The organism is Blautia sp. JLR.GB0024 (assembly GCF_037000545.1).
GTDB lineage: Bacteria > Bacillota > Clostridia > Lachnospirales > Lachnospiraceae > Blautia > Blautia celeris.
The window spans coordinates 498,522-511,648 of sequence record NZ_JBANBF010000001.1; the positions used below are offsets into that span (position 1 = coordinate 498,522).

13 protein-coding genes are annotated in these 13,127 nt (G+C 50.6%); 4 read left to right on the forward strand and 9 right to left on the reverse strand.

All coding sequences use genetic code 11. The features are described from left to right. Positions 1-410: 410 nt before the first annotated feature. The 4 genes from V8Q34_RS02260 to V8Q34_RS02275 form a co-directional block, all read right to left on the reverse strand. Entirely contained in the window at positions 411-671 is a 261-nt protein-coding gene (locus tag V8Q34_RS02260; protein ID WP_002590583.1) for a helix-turn-helix domain-containing protein, read from the reverse strand. Further along, positions 652-1,083 (reverse strand): RNA polymerase sigma factor, encoded by a 432-nt coding sequence (locus tag V8Q34_RS02265; protein ID WP_009255547.1) that lies wholly within the window; start codon positions 1,081-1,083, stop codon positions 652-654. Before V8Q34_RS02265 ends, V8Q34_RS02260 begins: the two co-directional genes overlap by 20 nt. Before the next feature lie 536 nt (positions 1,084-1,619). After that, positions 1,620-2,609 (reverse strand): 23S rRNA (adenine(2503)-C(2))-methyltransferase RlmN, encoded by a 990-nt coding sequence (gene rlmN, locus V8Q34_RS02270; RefSeq protein ID WP_004607971.1) that lies wholly within the window; start codon positions 2,607-2,609, stop codon positions 1,620-1,622. After that, complete coding sequence (locus tag V8Q34_RS02275; protein ID WP_004607970.1) at positions 2,610-2,795, reverse strand: cysteine-rich KTR domain-containing protein; 186 nt, start codon at positions 2,793-2,795, stop codon at positions 2,610-2,612. It lies immediately after the preceding gene. A gap of 381 nt (positions 2,796-3,176) precedes the next feature. Here V8Q34_RS02275 and V8Q34_RS02280 point away from each other — a divergent pair, with 381 nt between their 5' ends. The 4 genes from V8Q34_RS02280 to V8Q34_RS02295 all read left to right on the forward strand — a co-directional run bounded on the left by V8Q34_RS02280 (position 3,177) and on the right by V8Q34_RS02295 (position 5,743). Continuing rightward, positions 3,177-3,530, forward strand: a complete 354-nt coding sequence (locus tag V8Q34_RS02280; RefSeq protein WP_004607969.1) for a helix-turn-helix transcriptional regulator — start codon at positions 3,177-3,179, stop codon at positions 3,528-3,530. A gap of 261 nt (positions 3,531-3,791) precedes the next feature. Beyond that, complete coding sequence (locus tag V8Q34_RS02285) at positions 3,792-4,121, forward strand: plasmid mobilization protein (protein WP_002585086.1); 330 nt, start codon at positions 3,792-3,794, stop codon at positions 4,119-4,121. Further along, complete coding sequence (locus V8Q34_RS02290; protein WP_002585087.1) at positions 4,082-5,428, forward strand: relaxase/mobilization nuclease domain-containing protein; 1,347 nt, start codon at positions 4,082-4,084, stop codon at positions 5,426-5,428. The genes V8Q34_RS02285 and V8Q34_RS02290 overlap by 40 nt, the downstream gene beginning before the upstream one ends. A gap of 63 nt (positions 5,429-5,491) precedes the next feature. Beyond that, a complete protein-coding gene (locus V8Q34_RS02295) occupies positions 5,492-5,743 on the forward strand; it encodes a helix-turn-helix domain-containing protein (RefSeq protein WP_002585088.1) in 252 nt (83 codons plus the stop codon). 177 nt (positions 5,744-5,920) lie between these two features. Here V8Q34_RS02295 and V8Q34_RS02300 read toward each other — a convergent pair whose 3' ends face one another. The 5 genes from V8Q34_RS02300 to V8Q34_RS02320 all read right to left on the reverse strand — a co-directional run bounded on the left by V8Q34_RS02300 (position 5,921) and on the right by V8Q34_RS02320 (position 13,099). Beyond that, the gene (locus V8Q34_RS02300; protein WP_002585089.1) at positions 5,921-6,286 is read right to left on the reverse strand and encodes a cysteine-rich VLP domain-containing protein; all 366 of its coding nucleotides are present in this window, start codon (positions 6,284-6,286) and stop codon (positions 5,921-5,923) included. Then, positions 6,283-6,495: a transposon-transfer assisting family protein gene (locus tag V8Q34_RS02305; protein ID WP_004607965.1), complete on the reverse strand. Its 213-nt coding sequence runs from the start codon at positions 6,493-6,495 to the stop codon at positions 6,283-6,285. Before V8Q34_RS02305 ends, V8Q34_RS02300 begins: the two co-directional genes overlap by 4 nt. Continuing rightward, entirely contained in the window at positions 6,492-7,445 is a 954-nt protein-coding gene (locus tag V8Q34_RS02310) for a hypothetical protein (RefSeq protein ID WP_002585090.1), read from the reverse strand. Before V8Q34_RS02310 ends, V8Q34_RS02305 begins: the two co-directional genes overlap by 4 nt. A 3-nt stretch (positions 7,446-7,448) precedes the next feature. Further along, positions 7,449-10,775 carry an antirestriction protein ArdA gene (locus V8Q34_RS02315; RefSeq protein WP_006859298.1) on the reverse strand — a complete coding sequence of 1,109 codons (3,327 nt, stop codon included), beginning with the start codon at positions 10,773-10,775 and terminating at the stop codon, positions 7,449-7,451. A gap of 239 nt (positions 10,776-11,014) precedes the next feature. Further along, complete coding sequence (locus V8Q34_RS02320; RefSeq protein WP_007037046.1) at positions 11,015-13,099, reverse strand: DNA topoisomerase 3; 2,085 nt, start codon at positions 13,097-13,099, stop codon at positions 11,015-11,017. Positions 13,100-13,127 lie beyond the last annotated feature (28 nt).

Below are 13,127 nucleotides of genomic sequence, written 5' to 3' on the forward strand. Positions count from 1 at the left end.
CAAGAAAACAAAGGCTTTAATCGGACGGTTATTAGCATAACCTCATGGGAATTTCACCCCGGCATGGTTCTCATGCAGCCCTACCCATTGCCTGCGACGCTCTTAACGCTCGGACTGTGGCTGTAAGGAAGTATCATTGTATATTTTGCGTGTCGTCGCCCGCAAGCCGCTACACTTGCTTTCCGGCGCGGTGTTGGTCGCTCGGCTGTCCGGGCGGGGATAACCTCACCCGGATAGCGTCATGGCGCACCCACCGTATGGCTCGGCGCAAAAGGAACGTATCCGATTTGCCCTATGCTGCGCCGCCGTTATCTTGCGCCGCTTTCTTTGTCAAGGTTCAGAATGGCTTTGCTGCCGCGTCAGCAGCGGAACGGAAAAGGGGGAGAGAGAAAGCGTCCCGCCGCTGCGGTTTATTCCTCTGCCTTAAAGGTGAGGACAGCCATCATCAGTTTTGCTTGCAGCCGTTCCCGAATGTCGTGGTCTACGCCAAAATAGACGTTCCCGCGCTCGTCGTACAGCTTCCGCATGGAGAGGCGGGCTATGTAGCCGCTGAAATGCTGCAAGACAATCTTCATAGCGTCCGGGTCGCCCTTTGTCGCTGCCAAAATGACAGGATAGGGAACAAGGGCTTTTTCCGGGTAGCCGGGTTCGTTACCATTCGTCCCATTCATCAGCATTTTCCTCCAGATATTTTTTTAGCAGCTCAAAAGAGCTTGTCCGCCTGTACTGTATCGTGCTTCTCGACGTATCGAACAGCTCCGCAATCTCGGTGTCGTTCATTCCCTCGAAATAGTACAGGAGTACGGCTTTGCGCTTTTCTTCCGGCAAAGTACGGATTGCTTCAAGAAGCAGCTTCGGCGTGATTTTCTTCCCGGCTCTTTCAAAGGCGATTTCCCCTTTGAAATATTCATCAAAGGTATGAAGCTGCCGCGCTTCTTCTAAGGTCAAGTCGGAAAAGGTAATCTCCCTTGCCTTATGCCTGTGCAGCTCTTTGTGAGCGTCACACGCTTCATTGTGCAGTACCGTATTACAAAACTTCTGGAAAGCGCACTGTTTTATAAACTCCCTGCGATTAGGTTCCACATTCTCACCCCCTTTCTCGTTGGAAAGTTGGTGGTGCTTCCCCCTTTTCGCGGGGCAATACTGCCTTTTGAAAAAAACGCCGAAGATTTTCGGATTTTTTTCAAAAAATTTTTTGAGCAGCAAAATACGCCTGTCCGAAAAGCCCGGACAGACGTATAGGTATTGTAAGCGGTATTCAGATGATTAGACAGTTCATATTGATAGACGTAGTTTTCCCCGGCGGTGGTCGGGCTTTTTTTGATGTGTCAATGACCGTCGGATTTTGTCGATATGGTATGTGCTTCATGGCGGCTACCTCCTTTTAGCCGCCGCTTTTAACAGTGATACCGCGTCATTTCATTAGAAGATAAAAAGAAACGGCGGCTTTGGTTTTTCAAAGCTGCTGCGGAAATCAAAGAACGACAAGCAACAGTTCTGATTTTGCTCCAATATGGTTATTGGGGGCACAAATTAAATCAAAAAAGAGCCGATAACAGCAGTATTTCAAACTGCATATTATCGGCTCTGCGTCTGTGCGTCTGGCTCTTTTAATTAAATTATTTTTGTTGTTTTTTGGCTTTATTATATGTATTAGCTAACTGTCCACAAGCTGCTTTAATCTCTCTACCATGAGAAACTCTCATGGTAACTTCAAGTCCTGTTTGCTCTAATTGATGTTTGAACGCAACCATTTCTTGTTTTTGTGGTGCTCTAATTTTTGAATTACTCGTCGGGTTGTATTGCAGCACGTTAATCATAACATTTTTGCCCTTAAACCATTTTGCAAGTTGCCTTATATCTGAGGAACGGTCATTTATACCTGGTAAAAGCAAATACGCAAATACCACTTTTCGATTATGCCTTTGTGAATAGGACAATGCTTGCTTAACAACATCTTCAATAGCGTACATGTGCATATGAGGAATGATGCAGTTTCTCGCAGCCTGTGTTGCTGCATGTAAAGATATTGTCAACTGAATTTTTAGATGTTCTTCGCGCAATTTTTTTAATTGATTAACTGGACCAACTGTTGATACGGTAATGCCGTCGGTTGGAAAGTTAAGTCCATTTCTATCTCGAAGAATATGGATTGCTGCAATCAAGTTGTCGTAATTGAATAAAGGTTCTCCCATTCCCATAAAAACGATACGATTTACTTTTTGACGTATCAATATGACCTGTTGCACAATTTCAGATGGTGTTAGATTACGAACGAAACCATTGCGTCCGGACTCACAAAAAATACAGCCAACAGAACAACCAACTTGCGTACTTACGCAAACAGTCCCACCATCTCGCCGTTTAATAAAAACCGTTTCGATATACCTGTTGTCTTTCAATTCATAAACATACTTTTCAGTATCGCTACTTTTATAGACTTTTTTTGTTGATATTGATAGATTTTTTTTGTGAAATGGCTGTTTATACAATTCCGCATATAAGGCTCTTGCTTTATCCTCTCCAATTACTTCCGACATTTCTTTGTAAGTAAATCCGTATGGGTCATTCAATATTTCCGTAAGTGTACTTTTAGGTAAGTGTTTCATTTAATATCCTTCCTTTTGTTTTTCAGAGTTTTTGATTATGATTTCTAATTTTTCAACATCAATGATATGTGTTAATTTACATTTAGGGCAGAAAAGAGGAAAATTTCTTAATACCGTATTATAAAATACTTGAACCCTCGTCTTTCCGTTACAAATTGGACATTTTATCCAATATTTTTCAAGCATAATATTTCTCCTTTTGTGCAAAAAAATACAGGTCAATTCTCAACATGAGCATTGACCTGCATTTATACATATAACACTACAACAAAATTAAGGCATAGTTTTTATACTATGTCTATACATCGTTAGTTTTGTTGTATAGCATACGCAAAATAAGCATGACAAAAAAGCCCATATTGAAAATGGGAAAAATCTTTTTTGATTTCAATGCTTATCGAATACGCATGCTATGTAACATAAACATTTCCCCCTTTTAATAATACTATACAAAAAAAGCGGCTAATTGTCAACATATACATATGAATTATTTTGGCTAACTGATTGAATTGTGTAGACATATCCAAGAAGAAAGGGGAACAGTAAAATGTAACAGGGTGAATAACTATGGCAAAAAGACCAGTACCGAAATACGATTTCAAGGCTTTTGGGGCAGCGATAAAGGCGGCGCGGACAGGGCGCAAGGAGAGCCGCAAGAAAGTGAGCGACGAAATGTTTATCTCGCCGCGCTACCTTGCGAACATTGAGAACAAGGGGCAGCACCCAAGTTTACAGATTTTCTTTGAGCTTATGCTCCGCTACAATATATCCGTAGACCAGTTTCTTTTGGAAACGCCGCCAGAGAAGAACACGCAGCGGCGGCAGCTTGACGCGCTTCTTGACGGTATGAGCGATACAGGCATACGGATTGTGAGCGCAACGGCAAAGGAGATAGCGGAAGTCGAAACAGAGGGCAGATAAGAAGTGTCCGTCAGAATTGAATAAGGTTTAGAGAGCGTTGTAATCTTTTTTTGAGGATTGCAGCGTTTTTCTTTTGCGGAAGTTTGGCAAAACCGGGCATAGCTCCGTAGTAAGGCATAAGGGATAAAAACATTCGTAGCAAGCATAGGAAGCGGGTACCCACTTCCGTATTTTCCCCTCCCGCGCTGCGGCGCGTCGGTTGAAAATTGCTTGTTGGGAAGTGTCCCAAACCCTCGGAACGGAAAGGAAAGGAGCGAATACATGAACGGACGCAAAAGAACGGTGCAAATCAAATTCAGAGTGACGGAAGCGGAACGGGATTTAATACTGGAAAAAATGAAGCTCGTACCCACCCGGAACATGGCGGCATATCTGCGGAAGATTGCCATTGACGGGTATATCATTCAGATAGACCATGCCGATATAAAGGCAATGACCGCAGAGATACAGAAAATCGGTGTCAACGTCAACCAGATAGCACGCCGCGTAAACGCGACGGGGAACGCATACCAAGAGGACATAGAGGAAATAAAGGGGGTGCTTGCGGAGATATGGCGGTTACAAAGATTAAGCCTATTAAAAGCACTCTAAGCAAAGCCCTTGACTATATCGAAAACCCGGACAAGACGGACGGAAAAATGCTTGTGTCCTCTTTCGGCTGCTCCTATGAAACGGCAGATATTGAATTTGAATATACCTTGTCCCAAGCACTCCAAAAGGGGAACAATTTAGCCTTTCATCTGATACAGTCCTTTGAGCCGGGGGAAGTCGATTATCAGAAAGCCCATGAAATCGGAAAGCAGCTTGCCGACGCGGTAACAAAGGGGCAGCATGAATATGTACTCACGACGCACATTGACAAAGGACACGTCCACAATCACATTATTTTCTGCGCCGTAAATTTCGTAGACCACCGCAAATATAATTCCAACAAAAGGAGCTATTACGGCATACGGAACATGAGCGACAAGCTGTGTCGGGAAAATGGCTTGTCCGTCGTCGTTCCCGGCAAGGGCAGCAAGGGAAAGAGCTATGCGGAGTACCAGGCAGAAAAGACGGGTACAAGTTGGAAAGGCAAGCTAAAGATTGCCGTTGACGCGCTTATCCCCCAAGTTTCCAGTTTTGAGGAATTGTTGCAGCGGTTACAGGCGGCGGGCTATGAGATAAAGCCGGGGAAATATGTGTCATGCCGCGCCCCCGGACAGGAACGCTTCACCCGTCTTAAAACCCTCGGCGCGGATTATACAGAGGAAGCCATAAGGGAACGGATAGCGGGCAGACGGGCAAAGGCGGCGAAAGCCCCCAGAGAGCAGCGCGGCGTTTCGCTGCTTATCGACATTGAGAACAGTATCAAGGCGGCGCAGAGTAAGGGCTATGAACAGTGGGCGAAAATCCACAATCTGAAACAGGCAGCAAAGACCATGAATTTCTTGACGGAACATAAGATTGAACAGTACGCGGATTTAGTCAGCCGGATTGAAGAAATGGCAGCGGAAAGCGGACAGGCGGCAGACGCATTGAAGGACGCGGAAAAGCGGCTTGCGGACATGGCGGTGCTTATCAAGAATGTTTCCACCTACCAAAAGACAAAGCCCGTCTATGACGCATACCGCAAGGCAAGGAACAGGGAGAAGTACCGCGCCGGACAGGAACAGGCGATTATCCTACATGAAGCCGCCGCAAGGTCGCTGAAAGCGGCGGGCATTGCAAAGCTCCCGAACCTTGCCGCGCTGCAATCGGAATATGAAGCCCTCCAAGCGCAGAAAGAAGCCCTTTATGCCGACTATGGGAAGCTGAAAAAGAAAGTCCGGGAATACGATATTATCAAGCAGAACATTGACAGCATTTTACAGGCAGACAGGCAGCCGGAACGGGAAAAGGGAACAGAGCGCGGATAAGGATAGCAAAATCCCCGCCGCTGTGCTATGATAGGGCTATCAAAAAGCAGAGGAGCGTTGAGCATGGAAAACCAGAAAATGCCGGAATATGAAACCATACGCGCCGCCGTTGCCGGGGAAAAATGGGCGGTGGAGAAAGTCGTGGAGTGCTACAAGGACGAAATCGACAGGCTATCGACGGTAGCGGTCAGACAGCCGGACGGAAGCACGAAACAGGAAATCAACGAAGATATGCGCCAGTCCATCACAAAGAAGCTGATAGAAGCCCTCCCGCAGTTCCCGCTTGAAGAAATGGAAAAGGGAAATGTCAGATAGGCAAAAAAAGAACAGGGCGCGGAAGCCAGTATATGACTTCCGCGCCCTGTCTTTTTATGGGTGCTGTTTTCGTGAATGTTACGCAGTAGAACGCCATTTTTGGGGGTAAAGGTATAAAGTATCGCCTATCCGATTTTCACGCCCGGAAAGCCCTGTAAATCAAGGGATTTTCCGCGCCTACTGCGTAACAGGGGCGCGTCTTTTCCTCATGCGCTCGGCGGCTTGTCTGCGGGTGATACGTTTCCGGCAGACGGGGCAGTATTTGACACTGTTAGAGGTTGACGCAAAGAACGCGCCGCACTCGGTACATTTCTTCTTATCCCCTGTCTGGTAAAGCTCCGCATAAAGCAGCCTGTCGGCGGGAAGCACCGCAACCCGGAACCACTTGCAGAGAAGCGAATAGGAAATGAGCTGCGGACATACGCACTCGTCCCCGTCGTCCAGTAAGATACAGTTCCCGTTATCATAATTGCAGCACGTCCGGCGCACAAGGGCGTTGACTTTCCGGCTCTGGGGCGGCGTCAGCCGCTTAACCCCGTTCATACTTCATCAGCGGCGTAAATGGGAAGCTCTGCAAATTCCGCTTCGGTCAAAGCGTCCACTTTGGAAAGGGTGCGCTTTGCAAGCTCCCGCATATCCGCGTCCATGTAGGGCAGCGCGGCGTTGACATTCTCAATCAAAGCCCGCTTGCCGCCCTCGTTGTAAATGCTCAAAAGGTTTGTTTCTTCAACAGTCAGTCTAATCATGCTCATACCTCCATATCGTGATTTTTTGTTTTTGCCGCCGCCTTTTTCGGGGCGGTCTTTGCCTTGTCTGCTTTAAGCTGCGCCCGGATAGAGGGGCGGGGCTTCCTTATCTCCCTGTCCCGGTTCTCCCCCTTGTCAATCAGCGCATACGTCCCATGTCTGCCCTCGATTTTGGAAAAGGAAAGGGTCTTGTAGGGCAGCATGGAGAAAAGGCGGTCAGTGTCCTTTGTGGCTGCAAGCCGCATGAACGCCGGGGAAAGCTCTGCCATGAAATGGGTCTTGTTCGGGCTGTTCGGCTCGTAATGCCGCTTCATTTCCCGCACAATGCGCCGCGCTTCCGTTTCAATCAGCCCGTCCCGCAAAGCGGCAATATGCGCCTTGAAATCCCCCGGCGAAAGCTGCTCCCGGCTGCGCCGTTCTTCCTGTAAGAGCGATTGCAGCGCGTCCGGGTCGTTGGGTACGGCTTCAAAGCGTTCAAATTTCCCAAGCTGCGGGTCTGGGGTTCCGTCAAAATATCTCCCGGCTTCCTGTACCCTTTCCCCATGCTCATAAATCAGCTTCACCGTATCGGCGGGCAGCTCCTTTTCCTTGACGCGCTCATAATGTTTAGAGTAGTCCAGTTCGTACAGATTGCCCTTGATTTTCCCGCGCTCCTTTCCCGTCAGCTCGATTGCATAGGCAAGAACGCGGTCGCTTGTCTGCTCCATGTAGAAACGCCATGTGTTGTGGGGCGCGGTGTCTTTGAGGAAAACGTCGCGCTCCCGGAAACAGTGCGTCCCGGACGGGCGGCAGAACCACAAAAGTGTTTTGTCCTCCCTGTGGGGGCTTGCCGCCGCCTTTGCGATAATCTCTTTGTCAATGTCTAAGTCGCTCTGGTAAAAGCCTGTGTTCTGCTTCATAATCGCTTCAAGGGAAGCAAACAAATCCATGTTTTCAAATTTGCTCTGTTCCGGCATGGGTCAGCTCCTTTCCAAGTCCTGTGACTTCTGCTTTGCGTTTTTCTTCTGTGCCTTTTCCTTGTCGGCTCTAAGCTGCGCCCGGATAGAGGGTTTCTTTTCCGGCTTCGCTCCCTTGCCGCGCTCCTTGTCGGCTTTGACAGCGTTAGCCAGGTCAACAAGGGAAATCTGCTCGCCCGCCTTTACCTTTGCTTCCAGTTCGTCAACGGTGGGGGTGTTGTTGATGATACCGTCAATCATGTTCCCGTTCTGCTCTGTGGTCTGCTCGGCGGTTTTCAAGGGATTGTCCCGCTGCGCCTGTTCTGCGGCAACGGCAAACGCCCGCGTCCCATTCCCCATAATCAGATACTTTCCGTCGTCCGACTGGTGGTGAAAGCCATATCCGGCGGCTTCTATCTGCTCCCGGCTCATGGCGGTCACATGGAAAGTCCCCCTCGGTGTCTTGACAGTTTCGCCCGTTTCCAAGTCGTCCGGGGTAAGCTGCTTTTGCTCCTGTAAAAACTCCGGCACTTCCCGAAAACCTACACTGTCAACGAAATGCGCCGCGTCCTGTCCGTCCTGATGAAGCACTACCACGTCGGAAACGGAAAGGCTGTGTCCCTTAAAATCTTTGGGGTGGTCGATATTGAAACAGGTGTAAATATCTTCAAGGGAAGTTTCCGGCGCAAGGGGCGCGGAATAGACAAGCTCATAGTTCGCCCTGTCAACCACATTTCCCGCCGCCTGCAGGCGGTCGTATGGCTCAAAGCGGAAATCCCTTGTTTCGTCCCCGCCCTTTATCTGGTAAATGGAAAAGGTGTCTTTGTCCTGTCCGGCGGTCTGCGCCGTTTCCTGTGCCTTTGCGTAAAGCTGCTTCACGTCGCCCTCGGTCAGCTCGCCGCTTTTGAGCTGCCCCATAAGCTCGCGGCATTTCTCCGGCGTTCCCGTATAAAGCACGTCGCCCATTTTCGCCCGCCCGTTCTCCTGTGTCACATAGGCTTGCAAGAGGTAGCTGTTTTCCCGGCTGTCGCTGTAAGGGTTCCGGCGCACTCTGTAAATCGTTTCCGGGGTAAAGGCTTCTTTCGGGGCTGCGCCCGCTTTTTCCTGTGCGCCGGATTTTCCCGGTGCGGCTGCTTCCGGATCCGGCTTCTCCGGCGCGGCTTCCTGTCCCTCTCTGGTGGGCTGCTCCTGTCCGGCGGTCTGCTCCTTGTCCTGTGCCTTTTGCAGCTCCGCTAAGTTCTCGTCTATGGAATTGATAATCTCGGCGGCTGCGCTGCGTATCGTTTCAAGGGAGCTTTTCAGCTCGGACAGCTCCCGCCCGCTGCTCCACCCGGCGACATAGCCGAAAGAGTAGTCCGACGTGTCAAGCCCGTAATGTTGGCAGACAGTATAGGCGACGCTTTCCGCTTCGACTTCGCGGGTGCGGCGGTCAACGTGGGGCTGCTGCTCGTCCTTTGGCGCGTTGAGGTCAATGTCGTGCAGCTTCGCATGGGCGATTTCGTGAATAGCGGTCTTTAAGGTCTGTAATTCGCTCATGCCCTCGTTGATAGCAATGCGCTTGTCCTCCAAGTGGTAGTAGCCATGAGAGCCGCCCTCGATATTCTCAAAGGCGATAGGAACGGGGGAAGTCTTTTCAAGGGCTGCGAAAAAATCCTTGTAGCGGTCAACGTCGCCTGTCAGCTCGTCAACCGCAATGTCCGGCAGCTCCTTTCCCTCGGTCTGGGAAACGTCAAAGACGGATACCACCTTGTAGGCGGGTATGGTGACTTCCTTTTCCTCGGTGACGGGCTTCCCGTCCTTGCCGATAACGGGCTTCTGCGTGTGCGGGTCGATTTTCTGCATTTCCTGTTTGATTTTATAGGGTGACGGAGCAATGATTTTAATTCCCTTTTGCCCTTTCATCACGTTTCGTTCAAAGTTGTTCTTCCAAGCGGAAAAGCCCGCCACAAGGGAAGCGTCCGGCTTCTGCATGGCGATAAGGACGGTGTTTCGGAAGCTGTAATTATGGAATTTTGACATGACTTTCAGATATTCCCGGTAACGCTCGCTGTCAAAGAGTTCCGCAATACCCTGTTCCAGACGGTCGGTAATCTCTTTGAGCTTTTCGGCGGGCTTCTCGCTCGTCAGCACGATAGGGATAACCGGGCGCGGCTCCTGTGGCTGCTCTGCGGTCTGCGCCGTTCTCTGCCCCGGCGCGGCTGCGTCCATTTCTACCTTTGACGGGTCGGGTCTTTCCGGCTGCGGGGGCTGCGGCGTTACCCGGTATTCCTCCGGCACGTCGCGCCCGTCGTACCATTCTGTAAAGGTGTTGCGGTTGTTGTAGATATAGCCCTTTTCGGTAAACATACCGTCGTCGTTAATGGAAGCGTCCCGCCCGTATTCCTCATACATGAAATACTTTTTCGCTTCTTCGGGAAGTTCCGGTTCTTCCAGTTCATCAACCAGATAACGCCCGTATTCTTCTTCATTGTGGACGGACGGATAAATCCAGTAGCAGTCAAGGTTCTGTGCAAGGTTGATAATGTCCTGTAAGCTGTCGGCATGGTCGCCGTATTCAATGGCTGCAATGAATTTCTCCCGGTCGTCGTCAAACTGCATTTCCAAGAGCTTCCCTAAATAGTTCAGCTCGTCGGGGTGGGAATACTCGCTTAAATGCTCCGTCAAGCCGGGGATAGTGGATTGAAATTCTGTGAAATGCCATTCCTCATAGTGCTTGAAGTCAATCCCGATACGGTCAAAGACTTCTTTCAGATGTTCGGCAGTCGTGGGGAATGTCACCCATTCGCCCGCGGGTCTGCCCTCGGTGTACTTCCCAAGATTGGAAAGATAGCCGCTTAAAATCGGTTCTGCCATTTGTTCGCTCCTTTCTTTTTCAATCATGCGGTGCATAAGCTCAAAATCCTCAATGCTCATGCTCCCGTCAAATACATAGGGGTTAAAATCCTCCCCGTCCCGGTAGGGCTTTTCGGAAAAGGGAAGCCCCGCTTCATGGGCGGCTGCCCTCGCTTCCTCGATAACCTCCGGGGGAAGCCTGTCGTCATGCGCTCCGATAAAACCGTCAATGTCGTTCATGCTGTTTTCGTAGTGGTAACGCACTCCGGCGGTCAGCTCGTCAAGGCTCATGTCCTCGCCTAAATGCCCGCAATAGTAGCCGTTTAAGATAACGGCGGCGGGGTCAATGCTTTTTATTTCCTCTAACCGGCTCCTGTCCTCCGGGTAGAGCGTATCGTCCATATCAAGATGAAAATATTCCGCGTTCCATGAACGCCCCTGTTTCCAGAACGCCACCCATGCGATACCGTCCCTAAGCTCGTCTTGATAGTCCTTTACGGTGTCCCGTAAACTTGCCATAGTGAAAAACCTCCTTTCTCTGCGGCAGCGTCATAAGCTGCATTTTTTGGCTGCATGGTCTACTACGGGTACGCCCGCATTTCTGCCAAATATTTTTGAAAATTTTTAGAGGGTGAAGCCCTCCGCAAAAGAGGGTTTGGGAAACTTCCCAACAAGCAAAATCCCCGTCCGGCGCGTCAGCGTCGCAACGGGGATTTACGGAAGTGGGTACCCGCTTCCTATGCTTGCTATTCAAGTTTTTAGTTCTTCTGCACTTCGATACGGTAGTTGACGTATTTCCCGCCAGTGTCAGCCAGAACGATAGTTCCGTCGTAGGTCTTGCCTGTTTTCGGGGAGTAGAGCTTCTTCACATTCGCCTTGCCGGATTTAAGGAGCGCGGCGGCAATCTTCGCGGAAAAAGCGGTCTTGCGTTCCTCGAAAAAGCGGTCATTCTTCCACATGACAAAGGCACATTCTTTGTTGCTGCAATAATAGTTTTTCTTCCCCTCATGGACGGGGGAACCGCAACGGGGGCATTTGCCGACAGAGGGCTTTTCCTCCCGGAACAAATCCTTTTTCCCGTCCAGTGCTGCGGCGTGTGTCTGCACAAGCTCCCGCGCCATAGCTTCAATGCCGGACAGAAATTCGCCGGGGTCTGCGGCTCCCTTTGCTATCTGCGTCAGATTGTTTTCCCATTCTGCGGTAAGCTGTGGGGAAGTGAGTATATCCGGCAGAATACAGATAAGGCTGTTCCCGTTTTTGGTAGGGATAAGCTGCTTCCCCTTGCGCTCCGCAAAGCCGCCCTTTACCAGTTTTTCAATGACGGCGGCGCGGGTGGCGGGAGTGCCAAGCCCCCGGCGTTCCGCGTCCGGGTCGGTGTCCCCGTTCCCGGCGCGTTCCATAGCCGACAAAAGGCTTGCTTCGCTGTGGGGCTTCGGCGGCGTTGTGGTATGCTCCGTTACTTTTGCGGCGGGGTTAGGAAAGCCCTGTCCCTCGGAAAGCTTCGGCAGCGTCACGTCTGCATTTTCCCCGTCCTCCGCTTCGGGCTTATCTTTCAGCGTCGCCCGGTATCTGCGTTGAAGCTCTTTCCAACCCTCCGCAAGTACGGTCTTTCCCCTTGCGGTGAAGTCTGTCCCGGCGCATGAGAAAACCGCCGTAACCGCTTCATAAATATGCGGCTCGGCGGTGGCAAAAAGCAGACGCGCCCCCGCAAGGGTAAGGATATTCTTCTCGCTTTCCGGCAGCGCGTCCGGGTCAGCCTTTGCAAGCTCCATAGTGGGAATGATTGCGTGGTGGTCTGATACTTTTTTACTGTCTAATACCTTTACAACCTCCGGCGTGAAGTCCGCGCCCGCCATAAAGGGGAGTTTTTCGCAAAGCAGCGCGATAATGCCCGCTGCGGTGCCGCCCATGTCGTCAGTAAGAAAGCTGCTGTCCGTCCTCGGATAAGTAAGGAGCCGCTTTTCATAAAGGGATTGTGCAAGGTCAAGGGTCTGCTTCGCGGTGTAGCCGAAAATGCGGTTCGCTTCCCGCTGCAAAGAGGTAAGGTCAAAGAGCTTCGGCGGGGCTGCGGTTTTCTTCTCTCTGGTGAGGGAAACGCATACCGCCGTTTCCGCTTCGCAAGCCCCTTTCAGCGCGTCGGCTTCTGCCTTGTCGGAAATCCTCCCGCTTGCCGCTTCCGCGCCGGATAAATCAAGGCGCACATGATAATATTTTTCTTTCTGGAAATGGGAGATAGCCGCGTCCCGGTCGGTGAGCATTTTTAAGGTCGGGGTCTGGACGCGCCCCACGTTCAAGGTCTTTCCATACAGGCAGGAGAAAAGCCGGGTGGCGTTAATGCCGATAAGCCAGTCAGCCTTTGCGCGGCAGAGGGCAGACGCAAAGAGCGCGTCGTATTCCTGCCCGTCTTTGAGGGAAGCAAAGCCCGCCTTGATTGCCCCGTCCTCCATTGAGGAAATCCACAAGCGGCGCATGGGCTTCTTGCAGCCCGCCGCTTCGTAGACAAAGCGGAAAATCAATTCTCCCTCGCGCCCCGCGTCACACGCATTTACCACTTCGGAAACGTCGGCGCGGTGCATAAGCTCTTTTAGGGTTTTGAATTGCTTCCCCTTGTCCGGGTCAACGGCGTACTGCCATTCCTCCGGCAGAATGGGTAAGCTCTCAAAACTCCATTTTTTATATTGCTCCCCGTAGGCGGCAGCTTCCGCAAGCTGTACCAAATGCCCGACGCACCATGAAATGAGGCAGCCGCCGCCCTCGATATATCCGTCTTTCTTTTCCTTAACGCCAAGCGCGGCGGCGATAGTCTGCGCCACGCTCGGCTTTTCTGCAATAATCAGTTTCATTTTCTGTTCTCCTTTCGGTTGTTTTAGG

Bases quoted from the DNA above. Each gene is read 5' to 3' on its own strand.
- V8Q34_RS02275 (WP_004607970.1), bottom strand. From the start codon at position 2,795: ATGCTTGAAAAATATTGGATAAAATGTCCAATTTGTAACGGAAAGACG.
- V8Q34_RS02260 (WP_002590583.1), bottom strand. From the start codon at position 671: ATGAATGGGACGAATGGTAACGAACCCGGCTACCCGGAAAAAGCCCTT.
- V8Q34_RS02320 (WP_007037046.1), bottom strand. From the start codon at position 13,099: ATGAAACTGATTATTGCAGAAAAGCCGAGCGTGGCGCAGACTATCGCC.
- V8Q34_RS02300 (WP_002585089.1), bottom strand. From the start codon at position 6,286: ATGAACGGGGTTAAGCGGCTGACGCCGCCCCAGAGCCGGAAAGTCAAC.
- V8Q34_RS02305 (WP_004607965.1), bottom strand. From the start codon at position 6,495: ATGAGCATGATTAGACTGACTGTTGAAGAAACAAACCTTTTGAGCATT.
- V8Q34_RS02295 (WP_002585088.1), top strand. From the start codon at position 5,492: ATGGAAAACCAGAAAATGCCGGAATATGAAACCATACGCGCCGCCGTT.
- V8Q34_RS02280 (WP_004607969.1), top strand. From the start codon at position 3,177: ATGGCAAAAAGACCAGTACCGAAATACGATTTCAAGGCTTTTGGGGCA.
- V8Q34_RS02310 (WP_002585090.1), bottom strand. From the start codon at position 7,445: ATGCCGGAACAGAGCAAATTTGAAAACATGGATTTGTTTGCTTCCCTT.
- V8Q34_RS02315 (WP_006859298.1), bottom strand. From the start codon at position 10,775: ATGGCAAGTTTACGGGACACCGTAAAGGACTATCAAGACGAGCTTAGG.
- V8Q34_RS02285 (WP_002585086.1), top strand. From the start codon at position 3,792: ATGAACGGACGCAAAAGAACGGTGCAAATCAAATTCAGAGTGACGGAA.
- V8Q34_RS02290 (WP_002585087.1), top strand. From the start codon at position 4,082: ATGGCGGTTACAAAGATTAAGCCTATTAAAAGCACTCTAAGCAAAGCC.
- rlmN (WP_004607971.1), bottom strand. From the start codon at position 2,609: ATGAAACACTTACCTAAAAGTACACTTACGGAAATATTGAATGACCCA.